We start from the raw sequence: 23,677 nt of genomic DNA, 5'->3' as shown, positions 1-23,677 counted from the left end.
GGGGGCAATTTTAAGCGTTCTACTCACCCTGATATTGGTAAACCCGGATCAAGAAATCAGCAGTATAATTCTTCACATCAGATAATAATAAACCTTGCTTAACTTCTTCAGACGCACGCCAAGCAAATGGCGTCATTGCTAGCAATTCATAAGCTTCGCTGCCTGCCAGTGACATTTTATAATTTAACCGTGTTTCGTCTAATAGAACAAAATTAGGTAGGTTTTCTTCTTTAACAGGATGCAATTTCACTTCATCATAAATCAATGCTTTTAATTCTTGCAGATGTTCTGCTGCTGGAGTGACGGTAATTAGAGTCCCCTTAGATATTAAGATACGGCTTAATTCTTCCCCTTTGCATGGTGCATAAATTCGGACAATACTACCGAAACTTGTATCCGCAAAAGGTAATCGGTGGCTAGTCCCCACACAAAAATGTACTGATTTATAACGCTTAGCCGCGTAACGGATTGCCGCTTTAGACACATCTAACCCAAAGACCGTGGCTTGCTCGTCTTGCTTTTTCAGTTCTTGTGCAAAATAATCAGTGTAATACCCTTCCCCACAACCAATATCTAGCAAACTCATATTTGATGACGGAATAAATTGGGCTATTTTTTCTGAAACTTTGTCACGCATCAGGTGATAATGCCCCGCATCAAGAAACTGCCTACGAGCCTGCATCATCTCTGCGCTATCACCGGGGTCTTTTGAACGTTTATGTTGCACAGGTAATAAATTAACATAACCTTCTTTTGCACAATCAAACTGGTGGTTAGCTTCACAACGAAAGCTATTTTGTACTTTTTGAAGGGGTTTAAAACAAAGGGGGCATTGATAGTTCATAAACATCACTGATTTAAAAATAATGAGCAGTATACCATATCAGCCATCATGCAGCGCCATAGAATTATTTCCCATGACACCGTGACGTTAACGACATTCCATTAAATTATTTTACAGGCTTGCCCGCCTGCGCAGATTTTTCTTTGCTCTCTTTTTTCTCTGCTTTTAATTTATTATCATTAAACTGATATTATATTCTTCACCTAATGCAGAACTAAAAATAAAAGCCGGACTCATATCTGACTGAGCGGCTTTCATTCTTATTGCAGAATATCCTAAGCAATATACTTAGAAATCAGCAAATTCAGGGATTGGTTTACGCCCATGAGATTCAAGAAAATCAAGCACACGACGTGGTGTTACATTCAGGATCTGAGATTGTGGGAAATCAATAGAGTCCAGCATTTCAATGACACGGTCAAAACGACCTAAGTAACCTGAAAAGTGAGAGTCAGACCCCAGCGAAACCCAACCTCCACTGTCTTTAACCGCTTTTGCAATTTCTAAACAGTTCTTTTGACTACCCGCTCGGGAATGGAGAAATGATGAGTTATTCATTTCTAAAGCAACATTACTTTCTTTCGCCGCTTGAGCAACCGCTTTAATATCGATGGGGTACTTAGGGTTTCCAGGGTGCGTAATAATTTGCACTTTACCACTGCGGATCGTTGCAATCATGGCTTCTGTATTATCAGCTAAACTTTGGGGCTCTAATACCGGCTCATGAAAACCCGCTAATATAATATCCAGATGACGTGCTATTTTTTCATTACAGTCTGTCTCACCCAGCTTATTTTTTATATTAGCTTCAATACCATACAGTAAACCAACACCATCAACAATCCGAGGTAAGATAGGCATATTACCAAAATGCCATTCATGAGGGGCATCTTGCATTTCAGGTCCATGGTCTGTGATCGCAAATAGCTTTACACCACGGCTTGCCGCTTCCGTAAAATATTCACTCACCGTACTATATGCATGGGTGCTGGCAATGGTGTGCGCATGTAAATCAACTTGATACATAATATAATATCCTTCTAATTCTTCTATTTGCTTTATCACTTATAACGACTTATTCAAGCTAACATATCAAGGTTAAGGTTTCGATACTAATTAAGCTAAACAGCACTTTATAGACCTATACTTTATAAACTTATAACAATACATTGCACTTTATCTGGAATCGTATTTAATACGCAAAAACCCGCGATAATCGCGGGTTCAAGTTGAATATTTCGAGATTAAAACTAGTCGACTAAAACACGTTTATTTGTTGCGCCCCACAGGATCGACATCTCTGTAAAAAGTGCGCCACTGATATCTTCAACTTCCTCAGCCGTTATCTCGGCATTCCCTTGTTTACCAAAAAATACGACTTCATCACCTGGGCTGACTTTTTTTAAATCAGTAACATCCACCATAACGGTATTCATTGATGTTTTTCCTAACACAGGAACAGTTTGGCCATTGATCAATGCATGACCAGTATTACTAAATACTCGACGGTAGCCATCAGCATAACCAACAGGAATATTGGCCAAAACAGAATCTCGTTTCAAAGTATAAGTTCTGTCATAACCCACAGTATTTCCTTTAGGGTAATGATTCACCGCAGCAATATTTGATTTAAGCGTCATTACGCGTTTATAGTCGTTCGTTGCAACGGTGTCACCATAAAAGATCCCTCCTACACGCACCATATCTAGCCACGACTCGGGGACAGTAATAGTTGCATAAGTATTCGCCACATGCAGCATCACATCTTCACGCTTTATTCCAGTTACCGCCAAGACTTGTTGTGATCCTTTCTTGAATTTTGCGAGATCTTTACGGATTTGAGCTTCATCTTCCTCTGGATAGTGAGACATAATTCCCACGATTTTTAATTGCGGTAATTCTGAAATCTGCTTCGCTTCATTCAAACCAGCGGCATGGCTTACTTCGAGTCCATTACGGGACATCCCTGCCGAATTTAGCGCTAAATGAATAGGAATGATTTTATTTTGTTGTTTTGCAATCGCATTCAAACGTTGCGCCATTGCTAAATTACCAATGAGTTCTTCCGTGTCATATTGTGTCGCTTGTGCCATTTCCTGCTCAGTCGCATTTCTCACTCGCATTAAACGGCCTTTAAAACCTAAGTCTCTCACTGTTTTTAATTCTTGGTTGTTTGTTACGCCAATACATTGAACATTGTTTTCAATCATAATGGGGGTAACTAATGAAAGGTCATGACCGTAAGCATCCCCTTTCAATACCGCGCAAAGAGAGGATTTATCGCCTAATAGAGCTTGAACTTTTTGCACATTAAATTCTAATGCGCCTCGTGAGATTTCAATCCATGAGTTATTAACCACTACGGATTGGGTTTGTACTACAGGTGTTGCTACATCATTAGCATTAGTATTAAACGGTTGTTGGCATGCTGTCGTAGCAACAAATAGCGGTAGTAATGCAAGATATTTTAAACGAAAAGCCACAAATTATTCCTTAACTATAGTGATATTCACCCCAATCCGTTGTTGTTCTCATTTTGGGGACGTTGACCTGCATAAATACATTTCACCGTGATAATATCAATTTGAATAATTTGAACAAGTAATAATTCACTTTTAATGCATAAAAAGTCACGTTGTACGCATAAACATAATCAATGTTTCTTATCGCTCCTAATCCTCCCCAACCCATTACTTATATTTATTACACTGTTACCTTCCATTTGGCTTATTTCTTGATGGCTTGATAGCAGCTTATTTAATGCTTACCACATGGCTATCTTGCATATCATATTCGCCCATTATTGGGGCTCTATAGGGCTATTTTTAATTACATTCGTCACCTCATAGACAACATTGACATAGTGACATCATGATGTCATGATGATGATATGAATATTAATCCTGAACATTTACCGCTTTACGCAAAAATCGAATCAGCTCTCGCGGCTGATATTTCCAATGGTATATACCCCCCAGGCAGCCAATTGCCTCCCGAAGATCGCCTAATAGAAAGGTTTAATGCAAGCCGCACAACAGTACGCAAGGCGATTGAGAACCTTGTATTGCGCGAACAAATTGAAATCCGGCGTGGTAAAGGGACCTTTGTGACCATGCCTAAAATCAACCAAGAACTCACTGAGTTGACTGGGTTTGTTGAGGATATGCAAGCCCTTGGTCGTATCCCAACGGCTCGCCTATTAGACAAGCAAATCGTATCTGCCGATACACATGTAGCTGAGCAACTTGGCATCTTACCTGGAAGTGCCGTAATGCGGCTCCAGCGTGTCCGCCTTGCCGATGGCATCGCCATGTCTTTCGATGAAACCTATCTCCCTCAAGAAATTGGAGAAAAAATTATCACACACGATTTAGATGCTGAACCCATCTTTTCTCTACTCGAAGATAAATACGCTATCCCATTAACTGAGGCAGAATATCGCCTTGCAGCTATTACAGCCCCTTCTAATGTCGCTCTTGCTCTCAATATTGATACAGGTAGTGCGATCTTTTTAATCGAACGAACATCCTATACCACAGGCCACCAGCCCATTGATTATGAAAAGCTCTACTATCGCGGTGATCTGATTAGCTTCGCCACGCGTTTAACACGTCGTCCACGCACCTCACAGAAAGCCTAAATAATGGACGCTCTATTACTGTTTATCGCGGCTTGTGCAGCAAGTGCGCTTGGTGGAATACTGGGGATGGCAAGTGGCATTTTTATTGTGCCAATTCTCACGCAAATTTTTGGTGTAGAAATCCACGCCGCCATTGGAGCAAGCCTGGTCTCCGTCATAGCGTGTTCATGTGGTAGTGCAGGTCAGTTTCTCAAAAATCGCCTAGCCAATACCCGTCTAGCCATTGTACTTGAAACAGCCACTACATTTGGTGCCTTGACAGGGGTGTTGTTAATTGGGCTCATCTCACCCCCTGTACTGTATGGCCTCTTTGCCATGATCCTCACAATTTCAGCTAAACAGATGTTAACTCGCCGATATGAAGTCATTGCTGCTACTCCAATCAATCAAACTCGCTGGGCTACAACCTTACGCTTACATTCCAGTTTTCCAGAAAGCCAATCTAGGCAGGAAGTCCCCTATTACGTCAGTCGTGTTCCTCTTGGGATGATATTCATGTACGGGGCGGGGTTGATTTCGGCATTATTAGGAATTGGCTCTGGTGTACTCAAAATACCTGCCATGGATAGCGCCTTGCGTCTTCCCATTAAAGTTTCAAGCGCTACATCCAATTTCATGATTGGGGTGACAGCAGCAGCCAGTGCAGGGGCTTATTTTGTTCGAGGGGATATTGACATTAATGTTGCTGGCCCTATCGCCTTAGGTTCAGTTATTGGCTCAATTATCGGAGCACGCTTACTTATAGGGCTACCTGCCGATAAATTGCGTATCTTTTTTGTCATCATTCTGGCGTTTTTAGCATTTCAAATGCTTATGAGCGCTTTTGATATACACATTTTTGCTGGGACACTATGAAGTCTGAGAAAGGGTATTTAGAATTACGGGACCAAGTCATCGCTCTGTTACTTCGCTACGGAACATGGTTAGCGACAACCTTGATTGCCATTGGTGTAGCCTTAACCGCTTTAAAACCATTTTGGGGCACATCCCTACTTCCACTACATGGCTCTGACATTGTGAGTGCGGGCATTGCATTGTTTATTCTTTTGCCTGTATTACGCGTTATTTTAATGCTAGCCTTTTTTATACGTGACCGAGATTATGTTTATGTCGCGATTACGACTCTTGTACTCGTCTTTATCGCCGCAGGCGTTATTATTGAACTGTAATATTGATCCCTGCTTATTTCCCTATTGACCCAGCGAACTAGATATTTCAAGTCAGTTATCTACTTTTTTTCAGCATGTTAACTTCGTTACGATAAAAATCTTCGAGTCGATCACCTCCTACAGGTTCACCTAAGTGGCTTTCCCCCATAAATGTCAGAAAAAATTCAATTGGGCCATAAAACTTTTGCGGCGTGAAATGCCGAACTGCAAAAATACTTCCCCTACGAACCCAGTCAGGGAGATAGCTAATTTTGATATCTTGTCCTAAGGCTTGGGCTGCACAATTGGCAATATCATTTAGAGAAAGCACTTCAGGCCCTCCCACAGATAGTTCCTGCCTTGCTTGCCCCTGATTAAGGGCCTTAACGATAAATTCAGCCAAATCTTTACCCGAAATTGGGTTAATTTGCACATGACCATCACCGAACAAATAAACTCGCCCAGAAGCTGCCATCTTCAAAAAATCACCCATATCACTAAAGTAGCCGTTGGGACGAACGATAATAGAAGAAAGAGAAGATTGTTTGAGTTCATCCGCAAAACGTTCTTTTGCTTCAAATATCTTTAAGTGTCGGTTTTTATCGCCATCGATAGCTGAAACATAAACAAATTGCTTTACCTCATCAGCTATTGCTTCATCTAATAGGTTGATATTACCTTGATAATCAACATCCATATAGGTCAAACCATCTTTTTGTCGGGTTATTCCAACCGCACTAATAACGACGTCTATTCCCTCAGTAACACCATGCAGTGTGTTCGGTTCCGTCACTTCCCCAACATAGATATGATCGGCACTAGCCACCAACCCTTGTTGGTTTTGTCTCCTGACAAGCGCTCTGACCCAATAACCTTGTTTTTTTAATTCTGCAACGAGATATTGCCCCAAATAGCCTGTAGCACCTGCAACTAAAACTTTTTTCACATTTAAACCTTAGGGTAGCCACAAATTAAGTTAATTGAATACTGACATTATCGTCTTTCAAAATTAACCCTACTCTATGCTCTGTGATACCGTCAATAATACCGTCAAAATTATCTACTATTACTCGTAATTAAAAACGATAAAAAACAAAAAAGCACCAGTAAGTAACTGATGCCTTTGGATTTATCGACAACTAAAAACTGTTATCAACAATAACTATATTATTCCCACTCTATTGTAAACAAGCACACAAAACCCTTTAGTGACAACAATTTGCAAGAACTATCAGGCTCAGTGCCATGAAAAATACCATGACCAGATCATGAGGTTGAACACGGCTTGCGCCGGCAGCGTTCACGCTCCTGGTCGGCGATCTCGCCCGGCTGCAATGCTAGCTCAGCATCGGTCATGCGCTCCAGCACGTCGCGTAGGCGGATGGTGCAAGGAATGGGCGGCAGCTCGAACTCATAGCCGCCGGCGATCATTTCGGCCGCAATCTCCTCGGTGATGAAAAACGGCTCGTCGTCTTGGTTCGGCTTCTTCATGCCCTTTCCTCCTGGCGCTCATCCTGGCCGACAGCGGCCAGGGCATCGGCTTCCGTCAATGCGTCCTCCACGAACGCGCCGTGCTGCTTCGCTTCGGCCTGGCTGACCTCGGCCCATATCCGTTTCACCTGGGCCGCACTGTACCCGGCCAGCTCGGCGGTCTTGTTGATGCTGTAGCCGGACTTGCGCAGCGCGACAACTTGGGCGCGGCGCTTCGGATCAGCACGGCGGCCCTTGTACCGCCCGGCCTGGCGGGCCAACTCAATGCCTTGGCGCTGGCGTTCGCGCCTGTCCTCGTAGTCGTCGCGGGCCATCTGCAAGGCCAGGCGAAAAAGCATGATCTGCACGGCTTCCAGCACGATCTTGGCGACGCCCTGGGCCTCGGCCGCCAGGTCGGATAGATCGACCACGCCAGGGACGGCCAGGCGTGCGCCTTTGGCCTGTATCGAGGCCACCAGGCGCTCGGCCTCGGGCAAAGGTAGGCGGCTGATGCGGTCGATCTTCTCGGCAATGACCACCTCGCCGGGCTGTAGGTCGCCGATCATGCGCAGCAGCTCAGGCCGGTCGGCGCGTGCGCCGGATGCCTTCTCACGGTAGATGCCGGCGACGTAGTAGCCGGCGGCCTTCGCGGCCGTAGTGATCGCCTCTTGGCGTTCCAAGTCCTGCGCGTCGGTGCTGACGCGCAGATAGACCCGCGCCACCATCGGCGCGGCTACTGGCTTCGTCCTGCGCATACTTGCGGGCTCCTTTGGGCATACTCAAATGCACCCATCTTAAACTGGCAGGCCAATTTATCACATATCGATCTAAATGCGCCTAGCTCATTTTTACAGCTTAAATGAGCTATTGAGCACACTCCATATTTCGACTATTATTGAAACATGGAAACGATAAATGCTGTAGCCGCCCTGGCGGCCATCGCTCAAGAATCGCGCCTCGCGGTGTTCCGGCTTCTCGTCCAGGCCGGCCCCGCCGGCATGGCCGCCGGAAAAATCAGCGAAGCGGCCGGCATCCCGCCGTCTTCGCTATCCTTCCACCTGAAAGAGCTGGCACACGCCGGCATGGTCACGTCGCGGCAAGAAGGCCGATTTGTGATCTACGAGGCGAACTTTTCGACGGCCACTAACCTGGTGGCCTTTCTCACGGAAAACTGCTGCGGCGGCCAGGTGTGCAACCTGTCTTGCACCACGGAAGCCGGGAAGGTGTTGGCATGAGACTTCGCCATCTTTCCGACCCCGATTCTTTGCCCGCTTTGGACAAATCCTTTGCCATCGAGCGCCCGGCGCTCGGGCTGGCACCCGACGCCCCGCCGGTGCGTATCCTGCTGCTGTATGGCTCGCTGCGCGCCCGCTCGTTCTCACGGCTGGCCGTCGAGGAAGCGGCCCGGCTGCTGCAATTCTTTGGCGCAGAAACACGCATCTTCGACCCGTCCGATTTGCCGTTGCCCGATCAAGTGCAAAGCGACGATCACCCGGCCGTCAAGGAGCTGCGCGCCCTGTCCGAGTGGTCAGAGGGACAAGTCTGGTGCAGCCCGGAACGCCACGGTCAGATTACCAGTGTCATGAAGGCGCAGATTGACTATCTGCCGCTTGAAATGGCCGGCATCCGGCCGACCCAAGGCCGCACCCTGGCCGTGATGCAGGTATCCGGCGGCTCGCAGAGCTTCAACGCCGTGAACACCTTGCGTCTGCTCGGCCGCTGGATGCGAATGTTCACCATTCCGAACCAGTCGAGTATCGCCAAAGCGTTCCAAGAGTTCGACGCGGCGGGCCGCATGAAGCCCTCGCCGTACTACGACCGAATAGCCGATGTGATGGAAGAACTGGTGCGCTTCACGGCGCTGGTACGGCCGCACCGTGAAGCACTGACAGACCGCTATTCCGAACGGAAAGCGGCCGGCCACGTCATCGACGAGGCCACCGATCTTTCATCCATCGCCATTGCTCCCCAGCCACTACCAGAAAGCGAAACATCATGACCGAAAGAATCTATAACGTCCTCATCCTCTGCACCGGCAATTCGGCGCGCAGCATCATGGCCGAAGCTCTCATCAACACGATGGGGCAAGGGCGCTTCCGCGCCTACAGCGCCGGCAGTCACCCAACCGGCAAGGTCAATCCCTTCGCCGTCGAAAAGGTGGAGTCGGTGAATTACCCGACCGAGAATCTGCGCAGCAAGAGCTGGGACGAGTACGCCACGCCCGACGCACCGAAGATGGACTTCATCATCACCGTCTGCGACAACGCCGCCGGCGAAATGTGTCCGGTGTGGCCTGGTCAGCCGATCTCGGCGCATTGGGGATTTGAAGACCCGGCCGCCGTCGAAGGCACTGACGCCGAGAAGCGCCGGGCCTTCGAACAAACCTTCCGGCACATGATGAACCGCGTCCGCCTGTTCGTGAATCTGCCTCTCAAAATGCTTGACCAGACGGCCATCAAGCGCGAGCTGGCGAACATCGGCAAGACCGAGCAGGAAGCATGAGCGCCGGCGCACAGGCCATCGCCGCGAAGCCGCGCCAGGCCCCGATGAGCGGCTTCGAGCGTTACCTGACGCTGTGGGTGGCCCTGTGCATCGTCGCCGGTGTTGCGCTCGGCCAGGGCCTTCCTGACGTGTTCCAGGCCATAGGCCGCATGGAAGTGGCCCAGGTCAATTTGCCGGTGGGCCTGCTGATTTGGGTAATGATCGTCCCGATGCTGGTCAAGATCGACTTCGGGGCGCTGCACCAGGTCAAAGAGCATTGGCGCGGCATCGGCGTCACGCTGTTCGTGAATTGGGCCGTCAAGCCATTCTCGATGGCCCTGCTGGGGTGGCTGTTCATCCGACAAGTGTTCGCTCCGTTCCTGCCGGCCGATCAACTGGACAGCTACATCGCGGGCTTGATCTTGCTGGCCGCCGCGCCCTGCACGGCAATGGTGTTCGTGTGGAGCCGCCTTACCAACGGCGACCCGCTTTTCACGCTCTCGCAAGTGGCTCTGAACGACGCCATCATGATCGTGGCCTTCGCGCCCATCGTCGGCCTGCTGCTGGGCATGTCCTCGATCTCGGTGCCTTGGGACACGCTGCTGATTTCGGTCGTGCTCTACATCATCGTGCCGGTGATCCTGGCGCAGCTCTTGCGGCGGCATCTGCTCAAGCAAGGACAGGCCGCCTTTGAACGGGCCATGCAGAAGATCGGGCCGTGGTCGATGGCCGCGCTGCTGCTGACGTTGGTTCTACTGTTCGCCTTCCAGGGCGAGGCCATCATCCGGCAGCCGTTAGTGATCGCCATGCTAGCCGTGCCGATCTTGATTCAAGTGTTCTTCAATTCCGGGTTAGCCTACTGGCTGAACAAGCGGGCGGGGGAAAAGCACTCTGTCGCCTGTCCTTCGGCCCTGATCGGTGCCAGCAACTTCTTCGAGCTGGCCGTGGCGGCCGCCATCAGCTTGTTCGGTCTGCACTCCGGCGCTGCATTGGCAACCGTGGTCGGCGTCCTGGTCGAAGTGCCGGTGATGCTGCTGGTCGTGCGCGTGGTGAATCGCTCGAAGAGCTGGTACGAACGAGGTTGAACATGAGTAGGAAAAAACTGAGGAAATGATTGCAGATTGCCGCGCCGGCCGCTTCCTGGCGCATTCGATCACTGACCTGGAACACCTAGTATCCATGCTTGCTGAGGTCGCCCGATGACAGACCCAAAGAACCTAGAGAACAGGCTGCATGAGAAGGCCGACCCGGCCCGCGCCGTTTCCACTGGTCGGGTGCGCTACACACTGGCCGAACTACTGGCCGACGCGGAAGCATCCGGGGCTTACCCGCTGCCGCCGGAGGAACGCGAATGGATGGATGCGCCGTCTGTGGGTCGGGAATGGCCAAACAGTGAAGATTGAAAAAGGCGGCCAGTTCGAGTGGCCGCCCTTTCGTCATTAGCTGCACGCTTGGCGCAAGGCGTTCATTGCTTCTTGAAAATCAGCCTGTGTCGCCCGGCCCGTTTCAGCTTGGTAGTACACCACCATAAAAGCATTAGCGACGGCTTCGGCCAATGGCCCAAGGCTCCGCGCTTCCGCTTGGTTGATGTACTCCAAAGAAGAAAGAATAGCCGCTGCTTGATGCACTGCTTGCCCTGGTTCGATAATATGTTGTGTTGTCATAATTCACCTCTCCAGTAGGTGTTGATTGAAAGTGCCGGGCTGGTTGTGGCCAGCCCGGTGCGCCTACAGGTACAGCCCCGCCGCCTCCGCGAATGCTGACCGCTCATTCCTGCCGCCATTAACCTCAATACTTATCGGCTTAGTTTCGCTCTCTCTCATAGGGTCTGGCCGTGATACAAAAGCGGCTGTTTCTGTCTCTGCATCGACCTCGGTCGATTGATCACCCAGCGGCGAAATAAATACCTGGCTGACTTCTTCCCTTGGCGCTTCATCCAGGGCCGCCAATGCGGCCATGTATGTTGATGTCGTCATCGTGCTAACTCCTGACTTCGTTACTATCTGGGCCAGAATCGGCGCCCAAGCTATTGCCCTCGAACTGGCCAGATTGGCTTGCTTCTTTCGGCTCCATGCTTTCGCGTATCGAAGCAGCCAGTTTTCCGCCTGTGGTTTCGCTCACTCGCTCCTGGAATCCCTGCTTCACTTGAGAGCCGACACCCTTGGCTAACTCGGAGGCCGTGCCTGTGGCCAGCTTCGCGGCCTTGGCAAAGCCGCCACCGCTTGAGCTACTGCCGCTGTCACCAAAGCCAGCCGCTTGGGCGAATGGGCTACTGCCAGCAGTACCCGCTTCACCACCACCGTTTCCGCCACTGCTGACAACTGACCCCATGCTGGACATGTCACCGCCGGTTTCCATACTCGCTGATGCTTTCTGAAAAGCCGCTTGGAGTGCACTTGCACCTCCGGCTGCACCGGCTGCGGCACCCATAACCGCTTTACCTGCCAGGGCAGCGCCGCCAGTTGCCATACTGGCCGCCGTCACCGCCGCCCCAACTGCCGCACCCGCACCGAAGTTTCCAATTCCACCGGCTGCGCCAATACCACCACCAGACACAAGACCAGAAATCATCGGCGGAACTTTGTTGACCAAGAAAAGCAAGATGACCGATATAACCAACATCACGGCCAGTTCCTGGGATGCCATGTTCTCGCTGATTTGCGTGTAGTAGTGATTGATGAACTCTTTGCCAATCGCAACCAGAAGCACCATTGCCATAAGCTGTGCGGCCAGGCCCAGCACGGTCTTGTAGTAATTGATCGCCATGTCGGAAGTCCAACGACTTCCACCAAAGCCAAGGAAGAACACACCGGCATACAACAGAATCCAGGCTGATGCGAGCAACAGCAACAGGTTGACCGCAATCAACGCCAGGACAAACAAAACAGCCAGGGCCATTAGCTCCATGACCAGAGCAGTTGCCATCTGCCGCCATCCCAGCTCCGAGGTGGCCTGTACTGTGCGGTTGTATAACTCGAAACCAAGATCAAGGATGCTGGAGGGCCCAAGATTGCTATTGGAAAGTCCCCCCGCCTGCGCGCCCAGAGTTTGCAATGACTGAACAATCGTACCGGCGATATTCATGCCCTGGTTCGCATTCGTCAGCAACCACCAGAAAAAGCCGGTGAAGATCGTGAAGCGAACGAACTCCGCGAAGAACTCGCCAATGTCGGCCTTGCGCAAAGCCATCATGCCGAATGTCCAGACCATCGAAATCACAACCAGCGTCCAGAACAAACGCGATGCAGCGGACTCAATAGCTGGCCCCCATGTTGCGGCAGCATCATGAAAACGCTTGAGCACATCATTCATAACACCGCTGCTACTTAGCTCCTGCGCCATTGCAGGTTCAGCCAGCACCATTGTGGCGACCATCATCAAGCCACCTAGAGCAATTTTCTTTCTCATGGCGACCACCTCAATAATCATCTTTAGGGCTGGGCTTGAACTCCCACTGACGCATCTGCTTGGCCTTCTGGAATGCTCTGCATTCCTCGGTAAAGGCCTCTCGGTTCGCTTCGCTGCGCATTTCATTCAGTGCTGCCTGGAACGCATCGGGGGCACACGTCGCCGCATTTGGTTCGGGCATCCTTTCCTGTTCACATCCAGCCAACAACAGCAACGTAGCCGCGGTAGTAAAAAAGATTTTTTTCATCTCACCGCCTCCCTAGTAGTTGTCTGCCGGACTCGGGCGAAACGTCCAGGTACGCATTTGCTCGGCCCTGGCATCACCTCGCGCCTCGGCATCGAGTTCTGCTGCAATCCGGGCTGCCTCCGCGTTGTGTTGGGCGGTCAACATGGTGCGAATCTGCAAGAGCTGATTGGCCTGCTGGCTGGCGAGCTGGTTGGCGTAGCCGATGGCCTGTAGCTGGCCAGTTGCACCCTGGGCCGCGCCTTGCAGCCGCTCCAGGGTACGGGCGTCATCCTTCAAAGCCTTTTGCTGGTCGGCAACGGTCTGGAACAGGGCATCGTTGGCCTTCTTTTGCGACTCTGACGCCAGGCGGCGGTTCTCTTCCATCGCTGCCTTTTCGGCCGGCGTGCATCCGCCGCTGCCGTTGAAGCATGGCGAGCTGCGGTAATAGGCCACGTCCTGAAACTTGGCCAGGTAACGATCCAGGCTGCCTAGCTGGTTCTCGTAATAGGCCAGCGTGTTTTGCGCGGCAATCAGCCGGTTGATCGTAGTCTGCGCCTGATCCCAGATATACGCGGCTGGGGCCATCGTGTTCTGGAGCTGATTTTCGTACTGCTGCAACTGGGTCTGGTACTGCTCAATCTGCTTGAGCGTCTGCGCCACCGACTCGATGGCCGTCATGATGTTCTGGGCCAGGTTGCCGCCGTCGATGACGGGGATACCAGCTTGCACAGGGGCGGTGGTAGTGGTGATAAAGCCGGTTGCGAGTGCAACGGCTAGAGCGGTTTTTTTAGCCGCTAAAATTTTGGACTTCATGGTCGTACTCCGTCGATGAAAAGAAGGCATTGCCTTGACCAAGCGTTGTGCTTGTTCTCGGCAACGTTTCATCGAAGAGCTACGCCACTAGCTGATCGGTATTGCCCTTGGCGCTGAGGCCCGGACTTACAAACGTAAAACTACTCTGTTTTTTTATCGCTTTCGGACAAGCCAACTTCCCGGCCAATCTCTTCAAGCTCTAGCGGCTGTACTGCCGCCGTCAGTATTTCGCGTATTTCCGCGTCGGTGCTCCTATCGTTGAGCGCTGCTCGAACTTTCAACGCACGGTGCACCTCGGCGGGTAAATTCCTGATAAGCACATTTGCCATATCAATACCCTTTTGGTGTACCCGACAACCATGCTATCAAAGATATTAAAAATAGCAAGACCTATACTCTTGCAACCGGCGGTAGCCGATCAGCCCCGCAGGGCAGGATTCCCGTTGAGTGCCCCCGGCGCGAATAAGGGACAGTGAAGATAGATAACCGGCTTGCCGGTTAGCTAACTTCACCCATCCTGCCCGCATTTCACCCACTATTGAAAATCTAGCGCATATCGAACGTAAAGCGTTTTATCGTCAAACAAACACCGATTCTTGGCAACATAACCGTAATCGTCACCAAATCGGCCTGCAATCGACATAGTCGCTTCAAAATCGCTGCTCAATCGGCTTTAAATCGGAACCTAAAATGCCAACAATCGACACAAACCATTCGCCCCGATGGGGCGAGTTGGACGCCAAAAAAGAAGGGCATAACCCGCCCCTCAAGTGTCAATGAACACAAGAAATTTGCCTCCCCTCCCGTCATACCACTAAGGCGACGTATTGATACTTGAGGGGCAACCTTTCCTGATGTTGACACCTTCACGCAGGTTACTGGTTATGGGCGTCCAACACACACGGCTCATTCCTGCTTGGTAATAATAAGAATAATAATCTTCTTATTATTCTTACCGAACGAATGGGCACTGCTTAGCCATTTCACGTTTCGAGCCAAGGTTTCAGTACAGATAACTACAAGTGCACACAGCGGCCCTCCAGCACCGTTAGACGCAGATTCTGCTTCAGCTCATGGAATAAGGGACTCCGGGTTGTTTTCCCCTCTCACAAGGCGTTTCAGCGGCCACTGAAGCCGCCTTCTCTTCTTGGCGTTAAACCATCGGCCTATGGCCGATTGATAAAGCCCGCCAGGGCTTTATTGGCAAGGTCAGAACGCGCCCTCAAGGCGCGAGCTGCACCGCGCATGATGGATTATCTTTAGATAATCTTGGATGGATTTCCCAAACTGCCCGCAAAGCAGCGCACCGTCTGGGTTTTCCAAATTGGGACGGGGAACGTTACGACGGCAGAAGGGGAGCGTTACGACGGTAACAAGGGAACGTTACGACGGTAAACGGGTGCAGTTGCCGTGGGGCCAGGCCTCTTGATCTCCCATTTTCCCTTGGCGTATTCGTTCACTACCCAACCCACGGCGGCAAGTTCGGCCAGTGCCTTCCGGGCAGTCTGACGGCGTTTTTTCATAGCTTCGGCATTGGCTTCATCTGGCCAGACATAGCCGCAAAGCGTGTCCAGTTCCACGCGCCCGGATTTGCCGGGGTCGATCCAGCCGCATAGCCGTTGGTGCATCAGCCGTGCCGGATCAGTCTGTAGCACCCGCACTTCCGCCATGTCGATACGGGCATATGGACGATGCCCCAGGATCGCTTCGGCAATACGCGGATTCAGGGCAACCCATAGCCTGCCGTCCGTCTCGTCAAAAGCATGACTCATCAGGTGGAACGCGGCTTGCCGCCGTCCCTTCGTCACAAGGATGGTGACGTTCGACATGCGCAGCAGGCTGGCTTTGAGCGCCTTGATGTTGTCGCCGCTATCCGTCATGCCCGTTTCTGAGAGCAGTTTGGTCAGGCTCTCACGAACCACCAAGCCGTCTTGCTCAATGGCTTCGAAACGGGGTTCAAGGAATAGCCGTAGCTGTCGCCCCGTCTCACTGGTCGGTTCCGGGGTTAGCAAGATGCCGTTCGGGCCGCCAAGGGCCACGATGCCTTGCAAAAGACGCATATCATCGGCCCCGAGAGGTTCGAATCCGACGAAACGCATGGATTCGTCCTCGCCAAAGGTGTAGGTCACGTCCAGCTTGCAGCGTTTGCGATCGCCACGCTTGAGGCTGCGGAACAGGCCAGGTGCCAAACAGTGCGCGGGATCATGTCGGACGTGGGTCAGGTCATGCTTAGGCTTCTTCACGCTGTCTCCTTTTCACCTTGCACTGCCGCTCCAGTACAGCAGGCTTCAACACGCCGCCGTCGTGCCGTCTAAACCAGAGTTCTTGAAAAGGTGCGCCATAGTTGGCCTTGCTGACGCCAAAGCGGACAAAATACCCACGCTGACAATCATCGACCCCCAGTATCTCGGCCTCGCCTTGCGTCATGCCGGATAGGTACGATTGCCAACGGATGTTATCAACCAGTACGGACGATCCACGACTGGCCTGCTGTTGATCGCCCGACCCCATCATGGCTGCGCTTTTACTCGCGTGGTGCAGAAACACAATGGAGCAGCCTGTATCAGCGGCTATGGCCTCCATGTGCCCAACAACCTGCGCCATCGGCCCGCTAGCGTTCTCCTCCTCAATGTGGAAGCGCCGCAAAGTGTCCAAGATCATCAAGCGACGACCTTCAGCGGCTCGTTTGAGAGCATCGAACCAGCTAGCAGCCATGATGTTTGGGCATTTACCGATCAAGGGTTCAATGAGCAAACCATCAGCCACGGCTTGCCGTTCCGCTGCGCTGAGGTGTGCCCCAAGGGCGTGCAGACGATGGTGAATAGCGGCCGGTGGATCTTCAGCAGGCAGATAGACCACTTGCCCGGTGGGAAACTCGCCTATTTCAAGTAAATCAGGCCCGCCTGCAATCTGTGCAGCCAATTGAAGGGCCAACATGGATTTACCAGCCCCACCAGGCGACACAAGAGCACCAACAGTGCCAGCAACCATATTAGGCAGAACATAATCAATGGGTGGCGGCAATTCCGTGAAAGCCGCCATAAGATCAAGAGCCATATAACTAGCCCTCTATAGGGCCAGGTCGCGCAGCTTGATCACCCGATGATTTACGTGCCTCAATCCACTCTTCGACCTCTGACAAATCCCAGGCGACATTTCTACTGGTTAACGCGATACGGCGTGGAAAATCCCCTCGCTGCTCCAGGTTATAAATTGTTCGTGTCGAAAGCGGGATCATCTCCAGGAGCTTCTTCCTGTTGATGAGGGTCTTTATATTTTGCATGGGTCAATACCTCTCAAATGAATAGTTGCTATTCATCGAGTAGCTGCGCGAAGCAGCTAATCGGTAATTGACCTGCCCGATGCCAATGGCGGCCTTATTTATAAATTCACGGCATCAACTTCAATGCTATCAAAGATAGCAAAAACATCAACCCTTACTGCCTCCCGAAGTCCACTCATCAATCATATCGGCCCAATCCTGCAACATCGCCGCCCGCTGCTCGCGGTACTCAGCCTTGTTGTAGACAGCCCTCACGCCCTTCTGCTCGTGCGCCAGGCACTTCTCGATCCAGTCGGTGTTGTAGCCGGCCTCATGCAACAGCGTGCTGGCTGTGCGCCGCAAATCATGCGGTCCGAACTTGGTAAGTGACTTCCCATCTTTCTGCGCCGCCTTGTAAGTCAGCGTCAGCACCTGGTTAAGTGTGGCAGCGCTCATCGGCGCATCCGAGTCGTACCGTGATGGCAAAACGAAGTCGGAACCACCGGCAAAGGTTTTCATGGCAATGAAAATATCCAGAGCCTGCTGGGACAGAAATACCAGGTGCGGGTTACGGCGTTTCATCCGCTCCTTTGGAATCGTCCACAACGCTTCGCTGAAATTGATCTCGCTCCAGGTCGCATTGGTCAGCTCGCTCTTGCGCACCATCGTCAGCAATAACAGCTTGGCCGCCGCACGGTTTGTTGGGCTTGTGCCCACTCGCTCCATGTACTGGTACATCAGCCCAATTTCTTCTGGCGTCAACGCTCGGTCACGTGGCTCGAATCGAGCGATGCTTGTTGGGCGCACCAGTTCTGCCGGGTTTTCGACCTTCTGCCCACGCTCGATGGCCCAGCGAAATACCTGCAACACGATTTCACGCACATGAACGGCGGTGGCCGGTGCGCCTCGCTCAACAATGGCATCAGCCAGCGCCCGCAAGTCTTCGTGGGTGATCTCCACCAGCTTCTGATTGCTGAATTTCGGCTTCAGCTCACGCTCATAAACCGAGCGGCGCATATCGCGGGTGGAGTCGGCCATCTGGTAGCCACGCAGCCACTTCTCCGCCCAGGCACCGAACGTCTCTGCATCTTTCACCCGCGCCTTGTCTCGGGCTTTCTCCTTGGCCGGCGACTTGCCCGCCGCAACCATCTTCTTGGCGTCACCCAACAGCTCGCGGGCTTCGGCCAGGGTGATGCCACCGACACCATAACGCCCAAAGGTGATGGTCTCCTGCCGACCGTTGATTGAGTAGTTGTAACGGAACGAGATGGAGCCGGCTGGAGTCACTGCCACATAGAGACCTTCCCGGTCATTCACTTTGTAGAGTTTGTCCCTGGGCTTGAGATTGCGCAGCTTGGTATCGGTCAGCATGTACCTTGTCCTTCTTCGTCTCCGATACCATGCTGAAAAAATCTCGAATTTATCGTATTTTTTCTTACGAAACAGTAACTTATAGAATATTAATACCATGAACACACAAAAGAACGCAGCATGGTATCGGCATCAATCATGGCATCGCCAAACCATAATACCAGCTTTAATGCCATGCTCAAACGGTGCTTGGCGCTTCCTCCCGTTGCCAGATCGTGCCAAACACAAACAAAAAAAAGCCCGCAATTACGCGGGCTTAGCGGCATTTCATGCCATCAGGTGCCTGGCTGTGCCAGACGCGGAATCATTCCCACTCAATTGTTGCTGGTGGTTTACCACTAATATCATATACGACCCTAGAAATACCGCTAATTTCATTGATAATGCGGTTTGATACACGGCCTAAGAAATCATATGGTAAATGTGCCCAATGAGCGGTCATAAAGTCAATAGTCTCAACAGCACGCAGAGAAACAACCCAATCGTATTTACGACCATCTCCCATCACACCGACGGAACGAACAGGTAAAAACACGGTAAATGCTTGGCTAACTTTATGGTATAAATCTGCCTTATGTAGTTCTTCAATAAAGATAGCATCTGCGCGGCGTAGTAAATCACAATATTCTTTCTTAACTTCGCCGAGTACACGAACGCCTAAGCCTGGTCCTGGGAATGGATGGCGATATAACATGTCGTATGGCAGGCCCAGTTCAAGACCGATTTTACGTACTTCATCTTTAAACAGTTCTTTTAACGGCTCAACCAAACCTAACTTCATGTCATCCGGTAAACCACCTACGTTATGGTGTGATTTGATAACGTGTGCCTTACCTGTCGCTGAAGCGGCGGATTCAATAACATCAGGGTAAATTGTCCCTTGTGCTAGCCATTTAATGTTAGGAAGCTTCGATGACTCTTCATCGAATACCTCGATAAATACATGGCCAATTTTCTTACGTTTAGCTTCAGGATCGCTGATCCCTGCTAATGCACTTAAGAAACGATCTTCAGCTTTAGCATGAATGATGTTCAAGTCAAATTTACCCTCAAACATTTCCATCACTTGGTCTGCTTCATTTAAACGTAATAAGCCGTTATCAACGAATACGCAGGTCAAACGCTTGCCAATTGCACGGTTTAATAACAGAGCCGTTACTGATGAATCAACGCCACCTGAAAGTGCCAGCAATACATGATCATCTCCGATTTGCTCTTTCAAGCGCGCAACCGTGTCTTCTATAATTGCCGCTGGTGTCCATAGTGCCTCACATTGGCAAATATCTTGTACAAAACGTTTTAAGATATTTAAACCTTGGTGTGTGTGAGTAACTTCTGGGTGGAATTGAACCCCATAGAACCTTTTTTCCTCATTTGCCATGATGGCATATGGGCAGCTTGGTGTGCTTGCGATCGTTTTGAAGTCCGCTGGAATCGCAGTCACTTTATCTCCATGACTCATCCACACATCTAAAACAGGCTTGCCAGCTTCATTCAATGAATCATGAATATCACGGAACAGTTCACATTGCTCAGTAACTTCTACATTTGCATAGCCGAATTCACGCTCGCCTGAAACCTCAACTGCGCCACCTAATTGCATTGACATTGTTTGCATGCCATAGCAAATACCTAATACAGGTACGCCTGCATTGAACACGTAGTCAGGAGCGCGTGGGCTATCTGATTCCGTGGTGCTTTCTGGCCCACCAGAAAGAATAATACCATTTGGATTAAATTCTCGAATTTGCTCTTCTGTAACGTCCCACGCCCAGAGTTCACAATAAACGCCAATTTCACGGATACGACGGGCAATCAGCTGTGTATATTGCGAACCGAAGTCAAGGATAAGAATGCGATGCTTATGGATATTTGTTGTCATTTGAGGAGAATTCCAAAAATTCAAGTCAAAAATAAAATCGGTGGTGCGTATTAATTAACCGCACCACCCTGAAACGTTATCGATTATTGCCCCAAACGGTAGTTCGGAGATTCTTTTGTGATAGTAACGTCATGAACGTGGCTTTCTTGGATACCAGCACCACTAATACGAACAAATTCTGCTTTTGTTCTTAACGCATCAATAGTACCACAACCTGTCAGCCCCATACAGGAGCGTAGCCCGCCCATTTGTTGATGAATAATTTCTTTTAAGCGGCCTTTATACGCCACACGGCCTTCAATCCCTTCAGGGACAAGTTTGTCAGCCGCATTATCAGATTGGAAATAACGGTCTGAAGAACCTTTAGACATAGCTCCTAATGAACCCATACCACGGTATGCTTTATAGGTACGACCTTGGAATAAAATGGTTTCTCCTGGCGATTCTTCAGTCCCCGCAAACATAGAGCCAACCATGACACAAGCTGCCCCAGCGGCAATCGCTTTAGAAATATCACCAGAAAAACGAATTCCCCCATCTGCAATCACAGGGATACCAGTGCCAGCCAATGCCTCTGCCGCTTCTGCAATAGCAGTGATTTGAGGAACCCCAACACCAGTAACAATACGTGTAGTACAAATAGAACCTGGGCCAATCCCTACTTTTACAGCACTAACGCCTGCCTCTGCCAATGCTTTTGCACCTTCGGCTGTCGCAACGTTACCACCAATAATTTGTAATTCTGGGTATTTTTGACGCGTTTCACGAATACGCTGTAATACACCTTCAGAGTGACCATGAGATGAGTCAATCAATAATACATCAACGCCAGCAGCAACCAGCGCGTCAACACGCTCTTCGTTACCTGCTCCGGCACCAACGGCTGCGCCAACACGTAAACGCCCCTGTTCGTCCTTACAAGCATTAGGCTTACGTTCTGCTTTTTGGAAATCTTTAACGGTGATCATCCCTAACAAATGAAAGTTATCATCAATCACTAAGGCTTTTTCTACACGTTTTTCATGCATTTTTTGTAACACGACTTCACGCGCTTCGCCTTCTTTCACAGTAACTAAACGCTCTTTCGGCGTCATTACCGCAGTAACTGGCTGGTCAAGGTCAGTGACGAAACGGACATCACGGCCAGTAATAATCCCCACTAATGAATTGTCTTTAGCTACCACAGGGTAACCTGCGAAACCATTGCGTTCAGACAACTCTTGTACCTGACGAATTGTTGTATCTGGCGTCACCGTAACAGGGTCTGTCACGACGCCACTTTCATGTTTTTTCACACGGCGGACTTCTTCCGCTTGGCGCTCGATGGTCATGTTTTTGTGGATAAAACCGATACCGCCTTCTTGAGCTAGCGCGATTGCAAGATCAGATTCAGTAACGGTGTCCATGGCTGCAGAAAGCATAGGAATGTTCAGGCGGATGTTTGCAGTCAGTTGAGTTGATAAATCTGCAGTATTTGGCAATACCGTTGAGTGTGCAGGAACGAGTAAAACGTCGTCGAAAGTTAGTGCTTCTTTTTTAATGCGTAACATAGGCAATATCCCACCAGGCAGCGTTATGGAAAGGTATAAAATATTGCCGCGGAATTATACACACCGTAATCGGTTGCTTCCAGCCTTTTTTTGAAAAAAAACTTGATAACTCCAATGGCTACGTTAGTATCTATCAATTAAGTCCTTGTTTTAAAATTTGATCTAGCTCACATGTCGACATCACAAAATAGTGCTATTTACTCAGTTAGTAAACTAAACCAAGCGGTTCGCGAACTTCTTGATAACCAAATGGGCCGTATTTGGCTAACCGCTGAAATTTCTAATTTTTCGCAGCCAAGTTCAGGTCATTGGTATTTGACCTTGAAGGATGACCGTGCACAAGTTCGTGCAGCGATGTTTCGTGGGCAAAATGCGCGTGTGACATTTCGCCCACAAAATGGCCAACAAGTTTTAGTCAAGGCTACCGTGACTTTGTATGAGCCTCGCGGTGATTACCAATTGATCATCGAAAGCATGCAACCTGCTGGCGAAGGCTTGTTACAACAACGCTTTGAGCTTTTAAAGCAAACTCTAAATGCGCAAGGCTTGTTTGATGTCACCTATAAAAAAACTTTGCCTAGCCCAGCTAAATGCGTCGGTATTATCACTTCGGCAACCGGGGCTGCATTACATGATATTTTAAACATTTTACGCCGTCGTGACCCTTCACTGCCAATTATCATTTACCCTACAGCGGTTCAAGGTGAATTGGCACCAGCCCAAATTGCGAGAATGATTGAGCTGGCAAATTTGCGTCAAGAATGCGATGTATTAATCGTTGGTCGCGGTGGTGGTTCACTTGAAGATTTGTGGGCCTTTAATGAAGAAATCGTTGCTAGGGCTATTTTTGCTAGCCAACTGCCTATAATTAGTGCTGTTGGTCATGAAACTGACGTGACGATTGCGGATTATGTTGCCGATGTTCGAGCACCAACGCCTTCTGCCGCAGCAGAATTAGTCAGCCGTAACCAATTAGAGATGCTACGCCAGATAAAATCAGCACAGCAACATCTTGAAATGGCAATGGATTATTACGTGGCGGGCCAACAACAAAGGTTTGCTCGTTTACATCATCGTTTACAGCAACAGCACCCGCAATTGCGTTTGGCAAGGCAACATAACCAGCTTAATTTATTGCAACAAAAACTGGCGCAGTCGATGACTCGACAACTACAAAATTCAACGGTTAAATTCGAAAAAGTTAATCGCCGTTTACTGCAAAATGATTTGCGCCCTCAATTGCAAAAACAGCAGCGACAGTTGCAGCAGACACAGTATCATTTGCAGAATATGGTCACGAGTTTGGTTAATAGTTACCGCCAACGTTTCGCAGTAGCTTGTTCAAAAATGGAAGCGGTTAGCCCATTAGCTACCTTAGCTCGCGGGTTTAGTATCAGTGAAACCGCTAAAGGTACAGTGTTGAAAAAAACCAGCCAAGTGAAAATCGGCCAACCACTGAAAACTCGCCTTAATGATGGCTGGGTTGAAAGCCAAGTTACCCATATTGAAAAGGTTAAAGCCAAAAGAGTATCGAAATGATTATTATAACCACTTATCTCGATAAAAATAACGGGATAAGTGG

The 23,677-nt window shown here is 49.9% G+C and carries 28 protein-coding genes; 9 read left to right on the top strand and 19 right to left on the bottom strand.

The genetic code is table 11. The annotated features are described in order from the left end of the window. Window positions 1-19: 19 nt before the first annotated feature. The 3 genes from rlmA to alr form a co-directional block, all read right to left on the bottom strand. Window positions 20-844, bottom strand: a complete 825-nt coding sequence (gene rlmA, locus ABE954_RS10390; protein WP_166696706.1) for a 23S rRNA (guanine(745)-N(1))-methyltransferase — start codon at window positions 842-844, stop codon at window positions 20-22. A gap of 288 nt (window positions 845-1,132) precedes the next feature. Continuing rightward, a complete protein-coding gene (locus tag ABE954_RS10385; protein WP_042843578.1) occupies window positions 1,133-1,870 on the bottom strand; it encodes a phosphatase in 738 nt (245 codons plus the stop codon). 224 nt (window positions 1,871-2,094) lie between these two features. Further along, complete coding sequence (gene alr, locus ABE954_RS10380; protein WP_129465970.1) at window positions 2,095-3,327, bottom strand: alanine racemase; 1,233 nt, start codon at window positions 3,325-3,327, stop codon at window positions 2,095-2,097. 407 nt (window positions 3,328-3,734) lie between these two features. Here alr and ABE954_RS10375 point away from each other — a divergent pair, with 407 nt between their 5' ends. Genes ABE954_RS10375 through ABE954_RS10365 form a run of 3 tightly spaced genes read left to right on the top strand, consistent with a single transcriptional unit; the run spans window position 3,735 to window position 5,653 of the window. Beyond that, the gene (locus tag ABE954_RS10375) at window positions 3,735-4,484 is read left to right on the top strand and encodes a GntR family transcriptional regulator (protein WP_129465971.1); all 750 of its coding nucleotides are present in this window, start codon (window positions 3,735-3,737) and stop codon (window positions 4,482-4,484) included. 3 nt (window positions 4,485-4,487) lie between these two features. Next, window positions 4,488-5,339 carry a sulfite exporter TauE/SafE family protein gene (locus ABE954_RS10370; protein ID WP_371025887.1) on the top strand — a complete coding sequence of 284 codons (852 nt, stop codon included), beginning with the start codon at window positions 4,488-4,490 and terminating at the stop codon, window positions 5,337-5,339. Beyond that, window positions 5,336-5,653, top strand: coding sequence for a DUF1634 domain-containing protein (locus ABE954_RS10365; RefSeq protein WP_042843574.1), 318 nt, complete (start codon window positions 5,336-5,338; stop codon window positions 5,651-5,653). Before ABE954_RS10370 ends, ABE954_RS10365 begins: the two co-directional genes overlap by 4 nt. 55 nt (window positions 5,654-5,708) lie before the next feature. On the opposite strand, the gene ABE954_RS10360 is transcribed toward ABE954_RS10365, so the two are convergent. The 3 genes from ABE954_RS10360 to ABE954_RS10350 form a co-directional block, all read right to left on the bottom strand. Beyond that, window positions 5,709-6,578: an SDR family oxidoreductase gene (locus ABE954_RS10360; protein WP_071548137.1), complete on the bottom strand. Its 870-nt coding sequence runs from the start codon at window positions 6,576-6,578 to the stop codon at window positions 5,709-5,711. Window positions 6,579-6,898: 320 nt separating this feature from the next. Beyond that, on the bottom strand, window positions 6,899-7,123 hold the full coding sequence (locus ABE954_RS10355; protein ID WP_000743213.1) for a hypothetical protein: 225 nt from the start codon (window positions 7,121-7,123) through the stop codon (window positions 6,899-6,901). Further along, complete coding sequence (locus tag ABE954_RS10350) at window positions 7,120-7,857, bottom strand: recombinase family protein (protein WP_001366550.1); 738 nt, start codon at window positions 7,855-7,857, stop codon at window positions 7,120-7,122. Before ABE954_RS10350 ends, ABE954_RS10355 begins: the two co-directional genes overlap by 4 nt. Before the next feature lie 147 nt (window positions 7,858-8,004). Here ABE954_RS10350 and ABE954_RS10345 point away from each other — a divergent pair, with 147 nt between their 5' ends. From ABE954_RS10345 to ABE954_RS10325, 5 genes are all read left to right on the top strand, one after another. Then, window positions 8,005-8,337 carry a helix-turn-helix transcriptional regulator gene (locus ABE954_RS10345; protein ID WP_000447876.1) on the top strand — a complete coding sequence of 111 codons (333 nt, stop codon included), beginning with the start codon at window positions 8,005-8,007 and terminating at the stop codon, window positions 8,335-8,337. Next, window positions 8,334-9,101, top strand: a complete 768-nt coding sequence (gene arsH / locus ABE954_RS10340) for an arsenical resistance protein ArsH (protein ID WP_371025886.1) — start codon at window positions 8,334-8,336, stop codon at window positions 9,099-9,101. The genes ABE954_RS10345 and arsH overlap by 4 nt, the downstream gene beginning before the upstream one ends. After that, complete coding sequence (locus tag ABE954_RS10335; protein WP_000140066.1) at window positions 9,098-9,604, top strand: arsenate reductase ArsC; 507 nt, start codon at window positions 9,098-9,100, stop codon at window positions 9,602-9,604. Before arsH ends, ABE954_RS10335 begins: the two co-directional genes overlap by 4 nt. Beyond that, window positions 9,601-10,668 (top strand): ACR3 family arsenite efflux transporter, encoded by a 1,068-nt coding sequence (gene arsB / locus ABE954_RS10330; protein ID WP_001272375.1) that lies wholly within the window; start codon window positions 9,601-9,603, stop codon window positions 10,666-10,668. The genes ABE954_RS10335 and arsB overlap by 4 nt, the downstream gene beginning before the upstream one ends. 114 nt (window positions 10,669-10,782) lie before the next feature. Continuing rightward, on the top strand, window positions 10,783-10,986 hold the full coding sequence (locus ABE954_RS10325) for a hypothetical protein (protein ID WP_000131871.1): 204 nt from the start codon (window positions 10,783-10,785) through the stop codon (window positions 10,984-10,986). A 36-nt stretch (window positions 10,987-11,022) separates the two neighbouring features. On the opposite strand, the gene ABE954_RS10320 is transcribed toward ABE954_RS10325, so the two are convergent. The 13 genes from ABE954_RS10320 to guaB form a co-directional block, all read right to left on the bottom strand. Continuing rightward, window positions 11,023-11,247, bottom strand: a complete 225-nt coding sequence (locus tag ABE954_RS10320; RefSeq protein WP_000211355.1) for a type I toxin-antitoxin system ptaRNA1 family toxin — start codon at window positions 11,245-11,247, stop codon at window positions 11,023-11,025. 63 nt (window positions 11,248-11,310) lie between these two features. Continuing rightward, a complete protein-coding gene (locus ABE954_RS10315; RefSeq protein ID WP_000213809.1) occupies window positions 11,311-11,559 on the bottom strand; it encodes a hypothetical protein in 249 nt (82 codons plus the stop codon). Between the two features lie 4 nt (window positions 11,560-11,563). Then, window positions 11,564-12,991 carry a P-type conjugative transfer protein TrbL gene (gene trbL / locus ABE954_RS10310; RefSeq protein WP_001405816.1) on the bottom strand — a complete coding sequence of 476 codons (1,428 nt, stop codon included), beginning with the start codon at window positions 12,989-12,991 and terminating at the stop codon, window positions 11,564-11,566. Window positions 12,992-13,001: 10 nt separating this feature from the next. Beyond that, complete coding sequence (gene trbK, locus ABE954_RS10305) at window positions 13,002-13,238, bottom strand: entry exclusion lipoprotein TrbK (protein ID WP_000718002.1); 237 nt, start codon at window positions 13,236-13,238, stop codon at window positions 13,002-13,004. A gap of 12 nt (window positions 13,239-13,250) precedes the next feature. Continuing rightward, on the bottom strand, window positions 13,251-14,030 hold the full coding sequence (gene trbJ / locus ABE954_RS10300) for a P-type conjugative transfer protein TrbJ (protein ID WP_000836966.1): 780 nt from the start codon (window positions 14,028-14,030) through the stop codon (window positions 13,251-13,253). 140 nt (window positions 14,031-14,170) lie between these two features. Next, complete coding sequence (locus ABE954_RS10295) at window positions 14,171-14,359, bottom strand: stabilization protein (protein ID WP_000024442.1); 189 nt, start codon at window positions 14,357-14,359, stop codon at window positions 14,171-14,173. 1,032 nt (window positions 14,360-15,391) lie between these two features. Beyond that, complete coding sequence (gene repC / locus ABE954_RS10290; RefSeq protein WP_000743064.1) at window positions 15,392-16,273, bottom strand: replication protein C, IncQ-type; 882 nt, start codon at window positions 16,271-16,273, stop codon at window positions 15,392-15,394. Beyond that, complete coding sequence (locus ABE954_RS10285) at window positions 16,260-17,087, bottom strand: helicase RepA family protein (protein WP_001162384.1); 828 nt, start codon at window positions 17,085-17,087, stop codon at window positions 16,260-16,262. The genes repC and ABE954_RS10285 overlap by 14 nt, the downstream gene beginning before the upstream one ends. A 4-nt stretch (window positions 17,088-17,091) precedes the next feature. Next, window positions 17,092-17,313 carry an AlpA family transcriptional regulator gene (locus tag ABE954_RS10280; protein WP_001179606.1) on the bottom strand — a complete coding sequence of 74 codons (222 nt, stop codon included), beginning with the start codon at window positions 17,311-17,313 and terminating at the stop codon, window positions 17,092-17,094. 147 nt (window positions 17,314-17,460) lie between these two features. Continuing rightward, entirely contained in the window at window positions 17,461-18,663 is a 1,203-nt protein-coding gene (locus ABE954_RS10275) for a site-specific integrase (RefSeq protein WP_000954590.1), read from the bottom strand. Window positions 18,664-18,752: 89 nt separating this feature from the next. After that, window positions 18,753-18,929 (bottom strand): hypothetical protein, encoded by a 177-nt coding sequence (locus tag ABE954_RS10270; RefSeq protein WP_001131288.1) that lies wholly within the window; start codon window positions 18,927-18,929, stop codon window positions 18,753-18,755. A 38-nt stretch (window positions 18,930-18,967) separates the two neighbouring features. Then, the gene (guaA, locus tag ABE954_RS10265; protein ID WP_048607329.1) at window positions 18,968-20,545 is read right to left on the bottom strand and encodes a glutamine-hydrolyzing GMP synthase; all 1,578 of its coding nucleotides are present in this window, start codon (window positions 20,543-20,545) and stop codon (window positions 18,968-18,970) included. A gap of 83 nt (window positions 20,546-20,628) precedes the next feature. Beyond that, window positions 20,629-22,095 carry an IMP dehydrogenase gene (guaB, locus tag ABE954_RS10260; RefSeq protein WP_042843566.1) on the bottom strand — a complete coding sequence of 489 codons (1,467 nt, stop codon included), beginning with the start codon at window positions 22,093-22,095 and terminating at the stop codon, window positions 20,629-20,631. A 171-nt stretch (window positions 22,096-22,266) separates the two neighbouring features. Between guaB and xseA the strand changes: the two genes are divergently transcribed. After that, the gene (gene xseA, locus ABE954_RS10255; RefSeq protein ID WP_048607330.1) at window positions 22,267-23,634 is read left to right on the top strand and encodes an exodeoxyribonuclease VII large subunit; all 1,368 of its coding nucleotides are present in this window, start codon (window positions 22,267-22,269) and stop codon (window positions 23,632-23,634) included. Window positions 23,635-23,677 lie beyond the last annotated feature (43 nt).

Source organism: Providencia sp. TYF-12, assembly GCF_041344805.1.
Classification (GTDB): domain Bacteria; phylum Pseudomonadota; class Gammaproteobacteria; order Enterobacterales; family Enterobacteriaceae; genus Providencia; species Providencia huashanensis.
The sequence above is the reverse complement of the archived record's forward strand: the minus strand, read 5'-3'. Positions and strand labels throughout refer to the sequence as shown.